Annotated in this window: 15 protein-coding genes; 4 read left to right on the top strand and 11 right to left on the bottom strand. The window is 67.1% G+C overall.

Annotated elements, in window-relative coordinates:
- Both rho and N5E02_RS09125 read left to right on the top strand, forming a co-directional pair.
- On the top strand, positions 1 to 1,520 hold a 1,520-nt coding region (gene rho, locus N5E02_RS09120; protein WP_279946197.1), incomplete at its 5' end, for a transcription termination factor Rho.
- A gap of 209 nt (positions 1,521 to 1,729) precedes the next feature.
- Complete coding sequence (locus tag N5E02_RS09125; RefSeq protein ID WP_005419756.1) at positions 1,730 to 3,304, top strand: sensor domain-containing diguanylate cyclase; 1,575 nt, start codon at positions 1,730 to 1,732, stop codon at positions 3,302 to 3,304.
- Positions 3,305 to 3,343: 39 nt separating this feature from the next.
- On the opposite strand, the gene N5E02_RS09130 is transcribed toward N5E02_RS09125, so the two are convergent.
- The 11 genes from N5E02_RS09130 to N5E02_RS09180 form a co-directional block, all read right to left on the bottom strand.
- A complete protein-coding gene (locus tag N5E02_RS09130) occupies positions 3,344 to 4,246 on the bottom strand; it encodes a TonB-dependent receptor (protein ID WP_065196831.1) in 903 nt (300 codons plus the stop codon).
- Positions 4,247 to 4,326: 80 nt separating this feature from the next.
- Positions 4,327 to 6,057, bottom strand: a complete 1,731-nt coding sequence (gene aceK / locus N5E02_RS09135) for a bifunctional isocitrate dehydrogenase kinase/phosphatase (protein WP_065178841.1) — start codon at positions 6,055 to 6,057, stop codon at positions 4,327 to 4,329.
- A gap of 146 nt (positions 6,058 to 6,203) precedes the next feature.
- Positions 6,204 to 6,563, bottom strand: coding sequence for a hypothetical protein (locus tag N5E02_RS09140; protein WP_005419760.1), 360 nt, complete (start codon positions 6,561 to 6,563; stop codon positions 6,204 to 6,206).
- Between the two features lie 53 nt (positions 6,564 to 6,616).
- Positions 6,617 to 7,033 (bottom strand): roadblock/LC7 domain-containing protein, encoded by a 417-nt coding sequence (locus tag N5E02_RS09145; RefSeq protein ID WP_065178842.1) that lies wholly within the window; start codon positions 7,031 to 7,033, stop codon positions 6,617 to 6,619.
- The gene (locus N5E02_RS09150) at positions 7,026 to 7,574 is read right to left on the bottom strand and encodes an ATP/GTP-binding protein (RefSeq protein WP_065178843.1); all 549 of its coding nucleotides are present in this window, start codon (positions 7,572 to 7,574) and stop codon (positions 7,026 to 7,028) included. Before N5E02_RS09150 ends, N5E02_RS09145 begins: the two co-directional genes overlap by 8 nt.
- Positions 7,567 to 8,532: a hypothetical protein gene (locus N5E02_RS09155; protein ID WP_065196830.1), complete on the bottom strand. Its 966-nt coding sequence runs from the start codon at positions 8,530 to 8,532 to the stop codon at positions 7,567 to 7,569. The genes N5E02_RS09150 and N5E02_RS09155 overlap by 8 nt, the downstream gene beginning before the upstream one ends.
- A 307-nt stretch (positions 8,533 to 8,839) precedes the next feature.
- Positions 8,840 to 11,062 (bottom strand): NADP-dependent isocitrate dehydrogenase, encoded by a 2,223-nt coding sequence (locus tag N5E02_RS09160; protein ID WP_139727826.1) that lies wholly within the window; start codon positions 11,060 to 11,062, stop codon positions 8,840 to 8,842.
- Between the two features lie 315 nt (positions 11,063 to 11,377).
- A complete protein-coding gene (locus tag N5E02_RS09165; protein WP_072169182.1) occupies positions 11,378 to 11,890 on the bottom strand; it encodes a hypothetical protein in 513 nt (170 codons plus the stop codon).
- A gap of 43 nt (positions 11,891 to 11,933) precedes the next feature.
- The gene (locus N5E02_RS09170) at positions 11,934 to 12,227 is read right to left on the bottom strand and encodes a LysM peptidoglycan-binding domain-containing protein (protein WP_005419771.1); all 294 of its coding nucleotides are present in this window, start codon (positions 12,225 to 12,227) and stop codon (positions 11,934 to 11,936) included.
- A gap of 203 nt (positions 12,228 to 12,430) precedes the next feature.
- Positions 12,431 to 13,249, bottom strand: a complete 819-nt coding sequence (queF, locus tag N5E02_RS09175) for an NADPH-dependent 7-cyano-7-deazaguanine reductase QueF (protein ID WP_139727828.1) — start codon at positions 13,247 to 13,249, stop codon at positions 12,431 to 12,433.
- A 491-nt stretch (positions 13,250 to 13,740) separates the two neighbouring features.
- A complete protein-coding gene (locus tag N5E02_RS09180; RefSeq protein ID WP_053500212.1) occupies positions 13,741 to 15,060 on the bottom strand; it encodes a M20 family metallopeptidase in 1,320 nt (439 codons plus the stop codon).
- Between the two features lie 186 nt (positions 15,061 to 15,246).
- Between N5E02_RS09180 and N5E02_RS09185 the strand changes: the two genes are divergently transcribed.
- Complete coding sequence (locus tag N5E02_RS09185; protein WP_065186765.1) at positions 15,247 to 16,491, top strand: efflux RND transporter periplasmic adaptor subunit; 1,245 nt, start codon at positions 15,247 to 15,249, stop codon at positions 16,489 to 16,491.
- Positions 16,492 to 16,565: 74 nt separating this feature from the next.
- On the top strand, positions 16,566 to 19,799 hold the full coding sequence (locus tag N5E02_RS09190; RefSeq protein WP_065186764.1) for an efflux RND transporter permease subunit: 3,234 nt from the start codon (positions 16,566 to 16,568) through the stop codon (positions 19,797 to 19,799).
- Positions 19,800 to 19,827: the final 28 nt, after the last annotated feature.

Below are 19,827 nucleotides of genomic sequence, written 5' to 3' on the forward strand. Positions count from 1 at the left end.
GTGGCGAGGGCCGCGAATCCGGCCAGCCGCGGCAGCAGAATCACCAGGGGGGTGGCCAGAACCAGGGCCAGAACCCGTACAACCAGAACGGCCAGCAGGGCCAGGGGCAAGGTCAGGGCAACCGACGCGACCGCTTCCGCAACCGCCGCGACCGTGACCGCAACAATCGCTTCCGCGACGACGGCATGTCCAATGACGGCGGCGAGCAGCAGCCGTTCGTGCCGCGCCCGCACGCCAACGTGCCCGAGGGCTTCCCGGTGTACTCGCTGAGCGACCTCAAGCGCATGCCGGCACAGAAGCTGCTGGAAATCGCCGAGCAGCTGCAGATCTCCGAAGGCGTGGCCCGTGCCCGCAAGCAGGACGTGATCTTCGCCCTGCTGAAGGTGCTGACCCGCCACGGTGACGGCGTCGCCGCCGATGGTGTGCTGGAAATCCTGCCGGATGGCTTCGGTTTCCTGCGCGCGGCCGAAGCCAGCTACCTGGCCGGTCCTGACGACACCTACATCTCGCCCAGCCAGATCCGCCGCTTCAACCTGCGCACCGGCGACCACATCTCCGGCCGCATCCGCTTCCCGAAGGACGGCGAGCGCTACTTCGCGCTGAACATCGTCGACACCATCAACGGCGAGCCGATCGAAGCGTCGAAGAACAAGGTGCTGTTCGAGAACCTGACCGCACTGTTCCCGCGCCGCCGCTTCACCCTTGAGCGTGGCAACGGTTCGTCGGAAGACATCACCGGCCGCATCCTCGATCTGATGGCGCCGCAGGGCAAGGGCCAGCGCTCGCTCATCGTGTCGCAGCCGAAGGCCGGCAAGACGATGATGATGCAGCAGGTCGCCACCGCCATCACCACCAACCATCCGGACGTGCACCTGATCGTGCTGCTGATCGACGAGCGCCCGGAAGAAGTGACCGAAATGCAGCGCACCGTGCGCGGCGAGGTCATCAGCTCGACCTTCGACGAGCCGGCCGCGCGCCACGTGCAGGTGGCCGAAATGGTCATCGAGCGCGCCAAGCGCCTGGTCGAGCACAAGAAGGATGTGGTGATCCTGCTCGACTCGATCACCCGCCTGGCCCGCGCCTACAACAACGTGGTGCCGAGCTCGGGCAAGGTGCTGACCGGTGGTGTGGACGCCAACGCCCTGCACCGCCCGAAGCGCTTCTTCGGTGCCGCGCGCAACGTGGAAGAAGGCGGCAGCCTGACCATCATCGCCACCGCGCTGGTCGACACCGGCTCGAAGATGGACGAGGTGATCTACGAAGAGTTCAAGGGCACCGGCAACAGCGAAGTGCACCTGAGCCGTCGTATCGCTGAAAAGCGCGTGTTCCCGGCCATCGACATCAACCGTTCCGGTACCCGCCGCGAAGACCTGCTGATCGAACCGGAACTGCTGCAGAAGATCTGGATCCTGCGCAAGCTGCTGCATCCGATGGACGAAATGGCCGCGATGGAATTCCTGCTCGACAAGATGAAGAACACCAAGTCCAACGACGAGTTCTTCGGTTCGATGAAGCGCTGATCCGCGCCATTGCATCGAAAAGAACCTGCCGCCCGCTGCGGCAGGTTTTTTTTTGCCTGCAGGACGACCTGCTTCACTTTGCCGCCGCCGACTTTTGGCGATAATTCGCCCGATACCCTGCCCGGCCCCAAGGGCGTGGCCACCGATTCCCGCTGTCGCCCCTTCCGGAGAACCGGTCGGGTCCAGCCTCCTGCCGGATCCGTCGACGCATGCGAACGCTGTCCCCCCGCCTGAACCTGGGCAAGCTGATCCTCGCCCTGGCCCTGCTCAGCGCCATCATCGCCCTGGCCAATACCCTGCTGGCCAGTTACCGCGTGCAGCGCGACCAGCTGGTCGGCAACACGCTGGAGGCCAACCGCGTCTATGCCACCAAACTGGCCGAGACCACCCAGAATTTCCTGCTGGCCGCGCAGCAGGAGCTGGCCTACGCCGCCACCCGGCTCGGCCAGAATGATCTCGATCCGGCACAGGCCCAGGATGAAGCCAGCCGGCTGCAGCTGCAGACCAACAGCTTCAACTCCTCGCTGGTGGTCGACGCCGACGGCCTGGTGATCGCCACCTCGCCGCAGACCCTGCAGCTGCAGGGCGAGATCCTGCACAGCGCCGGCAACAACGCCGCACTGGCCGCGCGCCAGCCGATGATCAGCGATCCCTACCAGTCGACCACCGGCAAGCTGCTGGTCTCGCTGTCGCACCCGATCTTCGATCGCCAGGGCCGCTATCGCGGCTACGTCAGCGGCACCCTCTACCTGCGCCAGCGCAGTGCGCTGCACACGCTGCTGGGCAAGCACTACTACCGCGACGGCTCGTACCTGTACGTGGTGGACCGCAATGGCCGCCTGCTGTACCACGCCGATGGCAAGCGGGTCGGCGACTACGTGGTCGGCAACCCGGCGGTGAAGGCAGTCGTGCGCGGTGAACGCGGTGCGCAGCAGGTCCGCAACAACCTGGGCGTATCGATGCTGGCCGGCTATGCACCGGTGCCGGCCACCGGCTGGGGCATCATCGCCCAGCGGCCGACCGAGGCCACGCTGCAGCCATTGTCGCGGTTGATGACCGCGGTGATCTGGAATGCGATCCCGCTCGGCCTGCTGTCACTGCTGGTCACCTGGTGGTTCGCCCGTCGCATCTCGATGCCGCTGTGGCAGCTGGCGCGAAACGTGCAGGGTGGCGAGGACACCGGGAACGCGATCAGCCACGTCAGCGGCATTCGCGCCTGGTACTTCGAGGTGGCCCAGCTCAAGCAGGCCGTGCTGCACAGCTTCAACGCGCTGCAGGACCGCATCGGCACGCTCAGCCGCGCCAACCGTACCGATCCGCTGACCGGCCTGCTCAATCGCCGCGGCCTGCAGCAGGCGCTGGATGCGCTGCAGGTGCAGGGCATTCCGTTCGCGATCCTGGCGCTGGACATCGATCGCTTCAAATCGATCAACGACAGCCATGGCCATGACGTCGGCGACGCGGCCATCGTCCATATCGCCGACCAGATGCGCCGCTACTCGCGCGACAGCGACATCCTCTGCCGTGCCGGCGGCGAGGAATTCCTGCTGCTGTTGCCGGGCATCAGCACCGACTCTGCGCGCCAGGCCGGCGAGCGCCTGCGCCAGCACATCGCCGATCATCCGTTCGAGCCGGTCGGCACCATCACCGTGTCACTGGGCGTGGCCCACTTCCCCAGCTTCCACGTCGATGCCGAGCAGGCACTGCGGCTGGCCGACAAGGCCCTGTACATGGCCAAGGAACAGGGCCGCAACCGGGTGGTGGTCTACCCGTACGCGGACTGAAAAGCGGCCGGCCTGGCCGACCGCTTCACCGCGCCGGGCTCAGCGCTGCGCCAACGGTGTCAGCAGGCGCAGGCCGCGCTGGGTGCCATCGACCATGTACACGCCCCCGGCAGGCAGCAGATCACTGCCCACCTGTTCGACGGCATCCGGCTTGCGCCACGGTGCGGCCTGGCGCGGGCCGGGGATGTAGGCACGCCAGCGGCCATAGCGCTCCGGCTGGGCATTGCCGTTGCTGCCGGTGTCGCTGTTCAGGGCGAAGTTCACCGGCACGCGTACGGTCCAGAAGTCGCGCGTGCTGTTCTCGCCGGTCGTGGGCGGGACGAAGGTCCACTTTCGGGCGCCGCTGATGCTGGCCTTGGCGAGCAGGTCGCGCATCTTGGCCAGGGTCCGCTCCGGCGCGACCACGGTCATGTTCACCTGTTCGGCAATGACGTCGGCCACGGTCCCGTCGCGGGCCACCTTGACCAGCAGCAGCACATCACCCTGCCCGCCACTGCGGAAGACATCCTCGGGGTAGCGCGGTGGCGGCATGTTCTTCCGGGTCACCGAATCGGTAGCCTTCGGGTCATACTCACTGAAGTCGACACTGGTCATGCTGACCTGGTAGCTGCCGTCGTCCTGCTGCTTGCCACGCAGGCGCACCCGCAGTGGTGCGTGGACCGCCACCGGCTTGCCATCGCGCAGCGTCGGCTCGAACTGCCATCCACGGATGGTGCCCTCCACGAACGATGCAATACCCGGTGCGAGCATCGCCTGCTGGTCCAGGACCAGCGCGCTGACCGAGCCGTCGGCCGCCACATCGATACTGCCCGACAGCGCCATGCTCATCTCGGCGGTGGCGCGCACGGCGCGCGCGTTCTGGGCGACGGCCTCGGATGGCAGCAGCGGGGCACCTGCGGAGAACGCCAGGGCCAGCGCAAGGAACAGGGGGGAACGCATCATTGCCGGATCCGTGGTGATGAAGTGAGCACCGAGCGTACCGCAGTCCTGACCGGACCGGCACGTGCTTCACGCCACGCCGTTCAGGCCAGGCGATGGGCCGCCGCGTAGGGCGGCGTATCCGGATAGTTCCCCTCGGCGAAGCGCGCCTGCAGGTCCTGCCACCACGCCGGATCGAACAGGTGCCGGTAGTGCTCCCCCACCGCCGCCAGTTCGCTGGCGGGCAGCCCCATGAACGGGCCGAAGCGCTCGGGAAACACGTCGCGTGGACCGACATGGAACCAGGGTTCATCGGCCATGGCTTCCTCCGGCGTACGCGGCTGCGGCCATGCGCGGAACACGCAGTCGCTGACCAGGCACAGCTCGTCGTAGTCGTAGAACACGGCCCGGCCATGTCGCGATACGCCGAAGTTCTTCGGCAGCATGTCGCCGGGGAAGATGTTGTTGCGCGCCATGTCGGTGATCGCCTGCGCATAGTCGAGTACCGCTGCGCGCACCGCCTCGCCCCCCTGCTCGCGCAGGTACAGATTCAATGGCCGGAAACGGCGCTGCACGTAGCACAGTGCGACTTCCACATGGTCGCCATCGACCCGCACGGTCTGCGAGCATTGCTGCAGCAACTCCTCCAGCAAGGCCGGTGCGAAGCGGTCGCGCGGGAAGCGCAGGTGGCGATACGGCTGCGCATCGAGCAGGCGGCCGACGCGGTCGAGGTTGAACACCAGCGCGTACTTCTCTTCCACCTGCTGCCGCGACATCGCCTTGGGCCACGCGAAGCGGTCGCGGATCAGCTTGAACACCAGCGGATAGCTGGGCAGGGTGAACACCGCCATGACCATGCCAGGTGTGCCTTCGGCGGGCACCAGCCGCTCCTGCGGATGCTCGTTGAAGTGGCGGAAGAAGGTGCGGTAGCGCTCGGTCTTGCCCTGCTTGGCACGGCCCAGCACGGTGTAGATCTCATCGATGGGCTTGCCCGGCAGCAGGCTGCGCAGGAACACCACCGCATCGCCCACCGTGGCAAGGTCGGCCTGGAAATAACTGCGCGACACGCCGAACAGATGGGCGACGTCGCGGCGCCGGGTCAGCACCGCGTCGGCGCGCAGTCCACGCTCATCGTTGACCAGCGCGATCACGCAGGGTGAGAACCGGTGCTCGCCGAACACGCGGCCCACCAGGTAGGCACGGCGCTCGCGATAGAACACGGTGTCGAGCAGCTCGATGCTGCGCACCGGCGTATCGCCCCAGTGGGCCAGATCGTCCTGCAGGCGCACGGCGATGGCCGCCGCGCAGCGCAGCTGGTGCGCATACGGAATGTCGAAGCGGTAATCGGCCAACACGCGCTGCAGGGCCTCCACCGGCCGCGTGGGTGAAACCGCGTAGGTATGCCGCGCAACCGGATGGGTGATCGCATCGGACGGCTCGACGTCAAAGGCGATGAACTCCAGCGCCGGGTCCACGCCACGGGTGGAGAACAAGCGCCGCGACAGTGTGTTGTAGAAGGTCTTGTACAGTTCGGCATCGATCAGCCCCCGCAGCAATGCGCTGTAGCGTGCATGCACCTGCAGCCACAATGCGCGCTCCCCGATTGCTTCGCCGGCAAGGCGCCGCAGTGCATCCATCTGTTCGGCAATGCACAGGTCGTACAGCGCGATGCGCTCGACTGCATCCTGGCGCGCAGCCGCCCAGTCGCGCTGCTCGAAACGCTGCCGCGCACGAGCGGTGATCGTCGCAAAGCGGGCGTGGTACTGCTCGAAGCCAGCGTGGATGGCGCCAGCGATGCGCGACGCCAGCTCGGCATCGATATCAGGCTCGGACATGCAGGACTCAGCCGGGAGGACCGGCTTCACCATACGCTGGCGTGTGCAATGGCGTCGAGTGCGAAGGTAGTGCCGGCCGCTGGCCGGCAGCACCTGGACCGTCGATGGATCGATGCAGACGCCGGCCAGCGGCCGGCACTACCGGCTCAGATCGCCAGTTCGGCCTCCACGTCCTGCACCTTGCGTCGGGCCAGTGCAAGGTTGGACTTGGTCCGGTCCAGCACGATGTAGAAGAACAGTCCCTTCTTCTTCGCGACCGGTCGCATGATGTGGTACGCCTTGCCCAGCGAGATCAGGATATCCTCGATGCTGTCATTGAGGTTCAACGAGGCGGCGGTCTTCATCTTGGCCCGGATCACTTCGGTGTTGCCGGCAGCGGCCACCTCCATGTCCATGCCGGCACCGGCTTCGCCCAGCAGCATGCCGCTTTCGTAGTCGACCAGCGCCACTGCCTGCGCGCCGTCGATGCCCATCAGTGCGTTCAACGATTCATTCAATCCAGCCACGTCGCACCCCTTGTCGATGTTGGTTCGAGCCCCTCGTTCCCCTGCGGCCGGGCTCACGATCCGCCGAGTTCGGCCAGGATCGCCTGGCCACATTCCCTGCTCTGCCACAGCACCTGCCCGATCACGCTGCGCTGGTCGCAGGCCGCCATCAGCAGCAGCGGTGCACGTCCCTCGGCCTGGATCGCCAGCATCAGCACCTTCCCGCCCATCGCTTCCAGCATCAGCGTCTGCAGATCGCCCAGCAGCAGTTCGCGCCCCACCGCTGCGGCCAACGCCAGCATCGCGCTGGTCATCGCCGCCAGCCGTTCGCCGCGTCCTTCGGCACCGGCGCTGACCAGGGCAAAGCCATCGACGCTGGCCAGCACCACCGTGCGCACGCCCTCCACCCGCTGCTGCAGGTCCTGCAGCAGCGGCTGCAGGCGCTCACGCTGGCCCGCATCGGGCAGTACCGCCATCTGCCCGTCACCCATGCGCGGCCACCAGTGCGTGTGCTTCCATTTCGCTCATCAGTACATCCATCAGCAGCAGTCCCTGTTCGCGGTCACGGGCATCCACGGCCAGTAGCGGCAGCGGCTGGTCATCGAGGCAGGCACGGGCGGCCCAGTCATCCAGCGCCGCCTGTGGCGCCTGGTCCAGGTGGGTGACCGCCACGACCAGTGCCAGGGATGATGCGAACGGCTGCAGCACCTGCAGGTAGTCCTGCAGCTCGCTGGCAATGCCGACGCGACGTGCGTCCAGCAACAGCACCGCGCCCCGTGCACCCTGTAGCAGGATCGGCCACAGGAAATCGAAACGCTGCTGGCCGGGCGTTCCGTACAGACGCAGGCGTTCTCCGTTGGGCAGGTCGATGTCTGCATAGTCCAGCGCGACGGTGGTGGAGGCCTTGTCGGCACCGAGGCGATCACTGTTGGCCACATCGGTGTCGACTACCGCGCCGGCCGCGATGCTGCGCACCAGCGTCGACTTGCCGCTGCCCATGCCGCCCAGCACCACCACCTTGTGCTCACGCATTGCGCTCACTCCCGCGCAGGTGCCGCCACAGGCGGGCAAGCAGTCCGTTGTCGGTGCGGGTGCCACCGGTCGCCATCATCGGCGCCGCCGGGGCGGCCTGCAGCTGCGCGTAGCCACACAGGTAGGCCGCGTGGATGAAATCGCGAACGGCCGCCGCCGGCAGCTCAAGCAGCATCGCGCATTCTTCAACCGTGCACGCGCGCTTGAGCAGCAACGAGCACAGGCGGAATCCATCGTGGTCGTGCCCCAGGACGCGGAAATCCGGCCAGCGCAGCAGCTTCACCGAAGCGCCGCGCAGGCGTTCGTCCAGTGCCTGCCAGTGGCGGCTGCGTTGCGCCCATTGCCACAACAGCGGCCGCAGCGGCTGGCGTGTTCGCTCACCAGCCAGCGCCTGCAGGCGCATTGGCGTCAGTGCATCCAGCTGCAGGCGTTCGAAAGCATCGGCCAGGCGCTCCACCAGCGCGCTCGCGGGTTCCTGCAACAGCACGGCCTGGTCGTGCTCCAGATCCATCAGCAGCAAAGGCTCGCCCGCATCACTCAACAGTGCCTGGCCATGGCGCAGCGGCAACCGCTCGCGCAGCAGGCGGGTGATGGCGTGTGCGCCATCGGCCAGACGTATCAGCGCGGGTGCGGGCATGGCCAGGGGCTCCGGTGCCAACTGCATGCGACGCAGCGCGCGGCCGATGGCACCGTCGTCGAGCACATCCTGGTGTCCGTCGCCGTCGCGCAGTTGGCCGCCGTTGTCCTCGATCCAGCATTGCAGGCGCGGTCGCTGCTGGCGCATGCGCTGGGCCGCGTTGCGCAGTGCCGGGGTATCGCGGATGACCAGCAGGTCGCAATCGTCCAGGTCCCGGCTGCGGCGGACCTGGCCGTCCGGCAGTGCCGACGCCAGGCGCAGCCGTTGCAGCAGGGCCTGCTCGCCCTGGATATCGGTTCCCACTACCAGCACGCGTGCCATCCGTGTCCCCGGGCGACCACCTCCCCGGTGGTCTCGCGTCGCCAAGGCTAGGGCATCGCCAGCGGCAGCCGTCGTGATCGACTGCTCAGATCGGGAGCGGTTGCAGGCGGTGTCCGATCGGTTCTGCGACTGCTATCGCGGGCAAGTTTCATGCCCCGTTGACGGCATTCCGACAGCCGACGGAAGTCACGGTTTCATCGCCTGGGGTCAGATCCCTTTTGCGTGGCAAAAGGGATCTGACCCCAGAGCCAGAAAAGAAACCCGCGCCGAAGCGCGGGTTCCGGGGTCACGGCCGAACGGCGACGGATCAGCCGCGCAGCAGCTCCAGCGCGGCGTTGAAGGTCGCGCTCGGGCGCATCGCCTTGCTGGCCTTGGCCACGTCCGGACGGTAGTAGCCGCCGATGTCCACGGCCTTGCCCTGCACTGCGATCAGCTCGTCGACGATCTTCTGCTCGTTGTCGGTCAGCGCCTTGGCCAGCGGGGCGAAGCGTGCCTTCAGTGCGGCATCCTCGTCCTGGGCGGCCAGGGCCTGCGCCCAGTACAGAGCGATGTAGAAGTGGCTGCCACGGTTGTCGATGCCGCCGAGCTTGCGCGACGGCGACTTGTCGTTGTCCAGGAACTGGCCATTGGCTTCGTCCAGCGCCTTGGCCAGCACGCGGGCGGCGGCGTTGTCATAGCGGTTGCCCAGGTGTTCCAGCGACGCAGCCAGGGCCAGGAACTCACCCAGCGAATCCCAGCGCAGGTAGTCCTCTTCGACGAACTGCTGCACGTGCTTCGGGGCCGAACCACCGGCGCCGGTCTCGAACAGGCCACCACCGGCCATCAGCGGCACGATCGACAGCATCTTGGCGCTGGTGCCCAGCTCCATGATCGGGAACAGATCGGTCAGGTAGTCGCGCAGCACGTTGCCGGTCACCGAGATGGTGTCCTCGCCCTTGCGGATGCGGTCCAGCGAGAACGCGGTGGCTTCCACCGGCGGCAGGATGCGGATGTCCAGGCCGTTGGTGTCGTGGTCCTTCAGATACTGCTCGACCTTGGCGATGACCTGCGCGTCGTGGGCGCGGGCGGCATCCAGCCAGAACACGGCCGGGGTGCTGCTCAGGCGGGCACGCTCGACGGCCAGCTTGACCCAGTCCTGGATCGGCGCGTCCTTGGTCTGGCACATGCGCCAGATGTCACCGGCTTCCACAGTGTGCTCGAACACCAGGTTGCCGGCGTCGTCGGTGACCTTGACCACGCCATCGGCAGCGATCTGGAAGGTCTTGTCGTGCGAGCCGTACTCTTCGGCCTTCTGTGCCATCAGGCCGACGTTGGGCACCGAGCCCATGGTGGCCGGGTCGAAGGCGCCGTGCGCCTTGCAGTCGTCGATGACGGCCTGGTACACGCCGGCATAGCAGCGGTCCGGAATGACCGCCTTGGTGTCCTGCAGCTTGCCTTCGGCGTTCCACATCTTGCCGGAGTCGCGGATCATCGCCGGCATCGAGGCGTCGACGATGACGTCGCTCGGCACGTGCAGGTTGGTGATGCCCTTGTCCGAGTTGACCATGGCCACGCCCGGGCGCTGTGCGTACTCGGCAGCCAGGTCGGCTTCGATCGCGGCACGGGTGGCTTCCGGCAGCGACGGCAGGCGCGCAGCCAGGTCACCGATGCCGTTGTTGGCGTCGAAACCGGCCTGCTTGAGCACGTCGGCATGCTTGGCCAGCACGTCCTTGTAGAACTCATTGACCGCCACGCCGAACATGATCGGGTCGGAGACCTTCATCATGGTCGCCTTCAGGTGCAGCGAGAACAGCACGCCCTGGGCCTTGGCATCGGCGATCTGCTCACCGATGAACGCGGCCAGCGCCTTGCGGCTCATCACGGCGGCGTCGACGATCTCGCCGGCCTTGACCGCGGTCTTTTCCTTCAGCACAGCGGTGCTGCCGTCGTTGCCGTGGAAGGTGATCTTCAGCGAACCGGCGTTGGCCAGGGTGGCCGACTTTTCGCTGCCGTAGAAATCGCCGGCGGCCATGTGCGCGACGTGCGACTTCGAATCCGGCGCCCAAGCGCCCATGCGGTGCGGGTGCTTGCGCGCGTAGTTCTTCACCGACAGCGGTGCACGGCGGTCGGAGTTGCCTTCGCGCAGCACCGGGTTCACCGCGCTGCCCTTGACCTTGTCGTAGCGCGCCTTGTAGTCGCGCTGCTGGTCGTCGGCCGGGGTTTCCGGGTAATCCGGCAGCGGGTAGCCCTGGTCCTGCAGTTCCTTGATGGCCGCCTTCAGCTGCGGCACCGAGGCGGAAATGTTCGGCAGCTTGATGATGTTGGCGTCCGGGGTGGTCGCCAGCTGGCCCAGCTCGGCCAGGTCGTCGCTGACCTTCTGCGCGTCGGACAGCAGTTCCGGGAACTGCGACAGGATGCGGCCGGACAGCGAGATGTCACGGGTTTCCACCACGATGCCGGCCGTGGCGGTGTAGGCGTCAACGATCGGCAGCAGCGACTGGGTGGCCAGGAACGGTGCTTCGTCGGTCAGCGTGTAGAGGATCTTGGACATGGGGGACTTGGACTCTGTAGCAATGCTCAGGGGAAGGCCGGCGCCAGCGCCGGCCCACGTGCAACCGTGTCGCGCGCGAGGCGGGGCCCCACGCTTTCCCCCGTCGCCGTCAGGGTGGGCGCGCGGCGGGGAAACCCCTGCATTGTCGCGTTTTCAGTCGCGCGGGGCAAAGCCACGCCATACGCGGCGGTACTGCATGCCGGCAACGCTGTGATCCATCGACGCCTGGATGAAGCCGACCATCATCCAACAAAAAAGGACGCAGCCTCGCGGCTGCGTCCATCGTGAGCCCTGCCGGGAGAGAGTCGGCTGGACTTACTTGACCTCGAACTCCTGCGGCGTTCCGGCCGCCTTGCCATCGACGGTGACTTCGGCGCGGTACTTGCCGGCCGGCCAGCCCTTTGCATTCTTGAAGGTGACGTTGGTGGTTTCCGCACCGCTGGTGTTCAGCGTGGCATTCTGTTCGCCGGCCACCTGGCCGTCCTGGTAGGTCAGCTTCGCGCCAACGGCGACGTTGTTGGCAGCACCGTCGGTCTTGACCGAGACGATGATGTCGTCCTTCGGCGCGAACAAAGCCGTCGTCGCAACCGACTTGTCGGCGGCTGCGGTCTTGCCGACCGTGACCGACGAGACGCTGACAGCAGCGGCTTCGGCCATCGGCGGCGGCGCGCCGGTCATCGGGGCCGGTGCTGCCGGTTCGGCCGGAGCAGTCGCTGCCGGAGCGGCATTGTTGTCGGTCGACTCTTCTTTCTTCTTGCAACCGACCAGGGCGACGCTGCCCAGCAGGGCGGCGATCAGGGCGGTCTGGAGCGGGGTGGTCTTGATCATTCGGGGTTCCTCCCAGGGATTGTCGGACGGCGTTCTGGCCGGCTTACTTCGGCGGCAGTTTCAGGGTCTGGCCCGGGAAAATCTTGTCCGGGTCATCAAGCACATCGCGGTTGGCTTCGAAGATCTTCTTCCAGGCATTGGCGTCGCCCAGATGCTGCTTGGCGATCTTCGACAGCGAGTCACCCTTCTGCACGGTATAGGTGCCGCCGCTGACAACGTCCGCGGTGCTGTCCACCGAAGCGCTGACGCCGGAGAAGTCCGCCTTCGGCACCTGCTCGGCGGTACTGTCGACACTGCCACTGACGCCGGAGAAATCGGCTTTCTTCTCGGTACTCATCCACAACTCCCGTCTGCATGACTACGTGATTGGCACGGTGCCATGGCGGTTGTTAAATGGGGATGGTGCAGATGTGAAGCCGCCCCCGGGGGCGGCTGAACAATCGGGAGAGACGGTGTCCGGTCGTGCCGGCCGCTGGCCGGCTTTCCCTTGCCCTGGACGCGGGTTCCTTGCGGTTGCCGGCCAGCGACCGGCACTACCGGTTACTGCCGCAGTTCGCGGTAGGTCGCAGCCGGGGCGGTGATGCCGGGGCTGGCGCGCCAGGGGTTGATGTCCAGGCCACCACGGCGGGTATAGCGGGCCTCCACTTCCAGCCATTGTGGCTGGCAGCGCGCAGATACCTCGCTGAAGATCCGCTCAACGCACTGCTCGTGGAACTCGGCGTGTTCACGGTAGCTGACCAAGTAGCGCAGCAGGCCCACGCGATCGATCTTCGGCCCGCGGTAACGCAGGCTGACCGTGGCCCAGTCCGGCTGGCCGGTGACCGGGCAGTTGGACTTCAGCAGCGACGAGACCAGGGTCTCTTCCACCACCTCACCCGCATCGGCGGCGAGGAAGTCCGCCTGCGGCGGGCCGTAGCAGTCGATCTCCAGTTCCAGCCCGTCGATGGACTCGCCGAGCGGCGTCTCGCGCAGGCCTGGCAGGCCGAACTCGACCTGGACCGGCACACCGGCGCAGGCCGACAGATCCGCCACCAGGCGCGCGCGCAGTGCCTCGGCGCTGTCGATGCGGGTGCTGTTGAGGGAGTTGAGGTACAGCTTGAACGACTTCGATTCGATCAGCCGCGGCGAGGTGCATGGCACCTGCACCGTGGCGACGGCGACCTGCGGCTTGCCACGCGGGTCGAGCCAGCTCAGCTCGAAGGCGTGCCAGCGGTCGTGGCCGACGAACGGCAGCGCGGCCTCATCGAGGCCGATCTCGGCGCGGGCGCCGCTGCGGGGGATGGGGAACAGCAGGCCGGGATCGTACTGCGACGGGTAACTGACCTCGCGACCGAGGCTGGAATCCTGTGGGGTGTTCATGGAGGTCATTGTATCGCGCGGAGGGCGGGCCTTCGGCCGGGCCGGCCAACGGCGGAGCCCCTCCGTGGTGGGGTGTTGGGTCGTCGAAAGCCTGGATTCCCGGGAGTGGGCCGGGCGGATGGGGCTGGCGGGGACGCCGTGAATCCGTCCGTGGAGGCTTAGCCGCGCCATCCATGGCGCGGATACCCCGCCAGCCCCACCCGCCCGGCCCCCCGACACATTTCTGCCGCCGATCCACCACGGGAAAGATCAGAAAATCAAAATCCGATCCTTCGGACATTTTCGATGTCTGCCATCCACGCATGGCGTGGATCTACCGGCAAGCCACGGGATCGGGTCTGGAGGAAGGCCCCCTGAGTCAGGGGGCGGCCGCGAAGCGGCAGGGGTCTGGAAGCTGGTAAGGGGGGCCCACCGTTCGCGCAGCGAACTGTGGGAGCGACAGCGCGCATGCGATGTCGCGTACCCAGGGCTGCAAGCCCTGCCGGAAACCCTCACCCCGCCGGGGTGCCGGCACCGTGCAGGTAATCCAGGCTCACCTGCAGCAACGCCCGCAGTCCCACATCCAGTGCCTTCTCATCCAGCAGGAACTTCGGCGAATGGTTGGCCGGCGCCGTCGCCGGGTCGATGCCCACGCTGGTGGAGCCGACGAAGAAGAACATGCCCGGCACTTCCTTCGCGTACAGCGAGAAATCCTCCGCGCCCATCTGCAGCGGCGGCTCGTACACGTTGTCCTTGCCCACCACCGCCTGCAGGCTCGGCAGCATCTTCGCGGTCAGCGCCGGGTCGTTCACCGTGGCCGGGTTGCCCTCCGACTCGTAGATGTCGGTCACCGCCTTCGCACCGTGCGCGGCGGCCGTGTGCTCGGCCACGTTGCGCAGGTCGGCAAAGATCTGCTGGCGCATGCCTTCGTCGAAGGTGCGGATGGTGCCGACCATCTCCACTTCATCGGGAATGATGTTGTAGCGGATGCCGCCGTTGATCGCGCCGAAGGTCAGCACCGCCGGTTGCTTGGACAGGTTGGCGCGGCGGCTGACGATGGTCTGCGCGGTGCCGACCAGATCGGCGGTGGCGACGATCGGGTCAACACCGTTCCACGGTGCCGAGCCATGCGTCTGGCGACCGATCACCTTGATCCCGAAGCGATCCGAGGCGGCCATCAATGGGCCGCCGCGCACCGCGATCTGGCCGGCCTGCACGCTGGAGAACACATGCAGGCCGAACACGGCCTCCGGCTTGAAATCGGCAAACAGCCCTTCCTTCAGCATCAGTGCCGCACCGCCCTCTTCCGGCGGCGGCGCGCCTTCCTCGGCCGGCTGGAAGATCAGCATCACCTGGCCCGGCAGGTCCTTCTTCATTGATACCAGCGCTTCGGCCACGCCGAGCAGGGTGGCGGTATGCGCGTCGTGGCCACAGGCATGCATCACGCCCACGGTCTGCCCGCGGTACTGGTCGGTGGCCTTGGAGGCGAACGGCAGGCCGGTCTGCTCGGTCACCGGCAGCGCGTCCATGTCTGCACGCAACGCGATCTTCGGACCCGGCTTGCCGCCTTCGATGATCGCCACCACGCCGTGGTGGGCGATGCCGGTTTTCGGCTTCAGGCCCATCGCACGCAGGCGCTTGGCGACCTCGGCCGAGGTGCGCGCCTCGCGGTTGGACAGCTCCGGGTGCTGGTGGAAGTCACGACGCCATTCGACCACCTGGGCCTGCAGCCGCTGCGCGGCGGCGGTCACTTCGGGGCGTTGCCCGTCCTGGGCATGGGCAAGCGCCGGCAGGGCCAGCAGCAGGGCGGACAGCAGCAGCGAACGGCGCATCGCAATCTCCACAGCAAGAGGGTTCCAGCTGAATGTAGGGCAACACCGGCGCCACGGGAACCTCCGGTGCCGCATCCGGTCTTAGCGCCCGTCCCATCCGTCATGCAGGAAACGTGATGTGGCACAGGTATGCTTTGCGCATTGTCCCGGCGTCCCGTCCGGTCCAGCCCTCTCGGAGTCCTCGTAATGTCACGTGTTTGGAAGATCGTGCTGCTGGTCGTGGCGATCCTGGTGCTGGCCGTGGTCGGCCTGCGCGTCATTGGCGGGGGCAAGGACAAGGCTGGAAAACCTGCTGCGGGCGCGCGCCAGGGCGGGGAAGACCCGGATGCCGGCCCGGTGCCGGTAACCGTGGTCGAAGCCACGCGCCAGGACGTACCGGTGTATGCCAGCGCGCTGGGTACGGTGACCGCGATGAACACCGTCACCGTCAGCCCGCAGGTCGGCGGTCAGCTGATGAGCCTGAATTTCCGTGAAGGCCAGGAAGTGAAGCAGGGTGATGTGCTGGCGGTGATCGACCCGCGCACCGCCCAGGCCAGCTACGACCAGGCCGCTGCAGCCAAGCGCCAGAACGAGGCCCTGCTGGCCACCGCGCGCTCCAACTACCAGCGCTCGAACGCGCCGGAGTATCGCCAGTACGTCGCCAAGACCGATCTGGATACACAGCGAAACCAAGTGGCACAGTACGAAAGCGCCGTGGCCGCCAACGAGGCCAGCATGCGCTCGGCGCAGGTGCAGCTGCAGTACACCCGGGTCACCGCGCCGATCTCAGGCATCGCCGGCATCCGTGCGGTCGACGCCGGCAACGTGGTCAGCGCCGGTACCGCTCTGGTCACGCTGACCCAGATCCATCCGATCCACGTGCTGTTCAACCTGCCCGAGCGCCAGCTCGGCGATGTGCGCCAGGCGCAGGCCGCCGGCACGGTACCGGTGGCGGCGCTGGACCGCGCCGATTCGCACGTGCTGTCCGGCGACGGCAAGCTCGATGTGGTCGACAACCTGATCAGTGCCGACAGCGGCACGTTCAAGGCGCGCGCCCTGTTCGACAACACCGACAACGGCCTGTGGCCGGGCCAGTTCGTCAACGTTCGCATGCAGCTGCGCACGATTGCCGGCGGCGTGGTGATCCCCACCCAGGCGGTACTGCGTGGCCCGGATGGCGAGTACGTCTACATAGTGCAGGGCGACAACACGGTAAAGATGCAGACCGTGCGCAGCGGCGTGGAAGTGGGCGACAGCCAGGTGCAGATCGCCGAAGGCCTGAAGGGCGGCGAGCGGGTGGTCAGTGAAGGCCAGTTCCGCCTGAAGCCGGGCAGCAAGGTCACCGCACTGAAGCCGGGCGAGACCCCGGCCGCACCGACCGAGGCCGAACTGAAGGCAGCCGAGCAGAAGAACGCAGGCGGCGGTGGCCGTCGCGGTGGTGGCCCGCGCTGAGCGCAGGCCACTGATCTCCCTCGCGCCGGCGGACCTGCCGGCGCCGACATTGAAGTGCCAGCAAGGATCAGTCCGTGGGCTTTTCGACGATCTTCATCCGCCGCCCGATCGCCACCTCGCTGTTGATGGCGGGCCTGTTGCTGCTGGGCATCCTCGGTTACCGCAAGCTGCCGGTGTCGGCGCTGCCGGAAATCGATGCGCCCAGCCTGGTGGTCACCACCCAGTACCCCGGTGCGAACGCCACCACCATGGCCTCGCTGGTCACCACCCCGCTGGAGCGCCAGTTCGGGCAGATTTCCGGGCTGGAGCTGATGACCTCCGACTCGTCGGCCGGGTTGTCGACGATCATCCTGCAGTTCTCGATGGACCGCGACATCGACATCGCCGCGCAGGACGTGCAGGCGGCGATCCGCCAGGCCACCCTGCCCTCGTCGCTGCCCTACCAGCCGGTCTACAACCGGGTGAACCCGGCCGACGCGGCCATCGTCACCCTGAAACTGACCTCTGACACGCGCCCGCTGCGCGACGTCAACAATTACGCCGATTCCATCCTGGCCCAGCGCCTGTCGCAGGTGCAGGGCGTGGGCCTGGTCTCGATCGCCGGCAATGTGCGCCCGGCCGTGCGCATCCAGGTCAATCCGGCGCAGCTGTCGAACATGGGCCTGACCCTGGAGCAGCTGCGCAGCGCGCTGACCCAGGCCAACGTCAATGCGCCCAAGGGCTCGTTGAACGGCAAGACGCAGTCCTACAGCATCGGCACCAACGACCAGCTGGCCAGCGCCGCCGAGTACCGCGACACCATCATCAGCTACAAGAATGGCCGCCCGGTGCGGCTGTCGGACGTGGCCGAGGTAATCGATGGCGTGGAGAACGACCAGCTTGCCGCCTGGGCCGACGGCAAGCCGGCGGTACTGCTGGAAGTGCGCCGCCAGCCCGGTGCCAACATCGTGCAGACCGTCGAGCGCATCCGCGCCATCCTGCCGCAGCTGCAGGGCGTGCTGCCAGCCGACGTGCACCTGGAGATCTTCAACGACCGCACCGAGACCATCCGCGCCTCGGTGCATGAAGTGCAGTTCACCCTGATCCTGACCATCGGGCTGGTGGTGGCGGTGATCTTCGTGTTCCTGCGCCGGTTGTGGGCCACGATCATTCCCTCGGTGGCGGTGCCGTTGTCGCTGGCCGGCACCTTCGCGGTGATGGCCTTCGCCGGCATGTCGCTGGACAACCTCTCGCTGATGGCGCTGGTGGTGGCCACCGGCTTCGTGGTCGACGATGCGATCGTGATGATCGAGAACATCGTGCGCTACATCGAGCAGGGCAAGAGTGGCAAGGAAGCGGCCGAGATCGGCGCACGCCAGATCGGCTTCACCGTGCTGTCGCTGACGGTCTCGCTGGTGGCGGTGTTCCTGCCGCTGCTGCTGATGCCCGGCGTCACCGGCCGCCTGTTCCACGAGTTCGCGTGGGTGCTGAGCATCGCCGTGGTGCTGTCGATGCTGATCTCGCTGACGCTGACCCCGATGATGTGCGCCTACCTGCTCAAGCCCGATGCCCTGCCCGAGGGCGAGGACGCGCATGAGCGCGCGGCGGCGGCCGGCAAGCAGAACCTGTGGACGCGCACCGTCGGCCTCTACGAGCACAGCCTGGACTGGGTGCTTGGCCACCAGCGGCTGACCCTGGCCGTGGCCGGTGGCGCGCTGGTGCTGACCGTGCTGCTGTACGTGCTGATTCCCAAGGGCCTGCTGCCCGAACAGGACACCGGCCTGATCACCGGCGTGGTGCAGGCCGACCAGAACATCGCCTTCCCGCAGATGGAGCAGCGCACCAGGCAGGTGGCCGAAGCGCTGCGCCAGGATCCAGACGTGACCGGCGTGTCGGCCTTCATCGGTGCCGGCAGCATGAACCCCACGCTCAACCAGGGCCAGCTGTCGATCGTGCTGAAGGAGCGCAGCCAGCGCGACGGCCTGGACGAGATCCTGCCGCGCCTGCAGAAGGCAGTGGCCGGCATTCCGGGCGTGGCGCTGTACCTGAAGCCGGTGCAGGACGTAACCCTGGATACCCGCGTGGCCGCCACCGAGTACCAGTACTCGCTGTCGGACGTGGATTCGGCGACGGTGGCGACCCAGGCCACGCGCCTGACCGAAGCGCTGCGCAAGCGCCCGGAACTGGCCGACGTCGACAACAACCTGTCCAACCAGGGCCGCGCCCTGGAGCTGAACATCGACCGCGACAAGGCCAGCGTGCTGGGCGTGCCGATGCAGACCATCGACGACACGCTCTACGATGCGTTCGGCCAGCGCCAGATTTCGACCATCTTCACCGAGCTCAACCAGTATCGCGTGGTGCTGGAAGTGGCACCGGAGTTCCGCACCAGCACTGCGCTGATGGAACAGCTGGCCGTCGCCTCCAACGGCGCCGGCGCATTGACCGGCACCAATGCCACCAGCTTCGGCCAGGTCACCTCCTCCAACTCGTCCACCGCCACCGGCATCGGCGCGCAGAACACCGGCATCACCGTCGGCGCCGGCAACATCATCCCGCTGTCGGCGCTGGCCGAAGGCAAGGTCAGCAGCGCCCCGCTGGTGGTCAGCCACCAGCAGCAGCTGCCGGCGGTGACCGTGTCGTTCAACGTGGCGCCAGGCTATTCGCTGTCCGAAGCGGTGCGAGCGATCCAGGAGACCAAGGACAGCCTGGACATGCCCACCCACCTGCATGCCGAGTTCATCGGCAAGGCCGCCGAGTTCACCGGCAGCCAGACCGATGTGGTGTGGCTGCTGCTGGCCTCGCTGGTGGTGATCTACATCGTGCTGGGCGTGCTCTACGAGAGCTACATCCACCCGATCACGATCATCTCCACGCTGCCGCCGGCCGGTGTCGGCGCGCTGCTGGCGCTGATGCTGTGCGGGCTGAGCCTGTCGGTGGATGGCATCGTCGGCATCGTGCTGCTGATCGGCATCGTCAAGAAGAACGGCATCATGATGGTCGACTTCGCCATCGAAGCCCGCCGCGCCGGCGCCAACGCGCACGAAGCGATCCGCCGCGCCTGCCTGCTGCGCTTCCGCCCGATCATGATGACCACCGCCGCGGCCATGCTCGGCGCGCTGCCGCTGGCGCTGGGCACCGGCATCGGTTCGGAGCTGCGCCGCCCGCTGGGTATCGCCATCGTTGGAGGCCTGCTGCTGTCGCAGTTGGTGACCCTGTACACCACGCCGGTGATCTACCTGTACATGGAGCGCTTCTCCGAGTGGCTGGCGCGCCGCCGCGAACAGCGTGCGCTGCGCGACGGTTCGCTGCAGGAGCCGCAGGCATGATCCACGCCCCGCTGCCGTGGGGGGCCGC

Source organism: Stenotrophomonas sp. GD03777 (genome assembly GCF_029842485.1).
Taxonomy (GTDB): Bacteria; Pseudomonadota; Gammaproteobacteria; order Xanthomonadales; family Xanthomonadaceae; genus Stenotrophomonas; species Stenotrophomonas sepilia.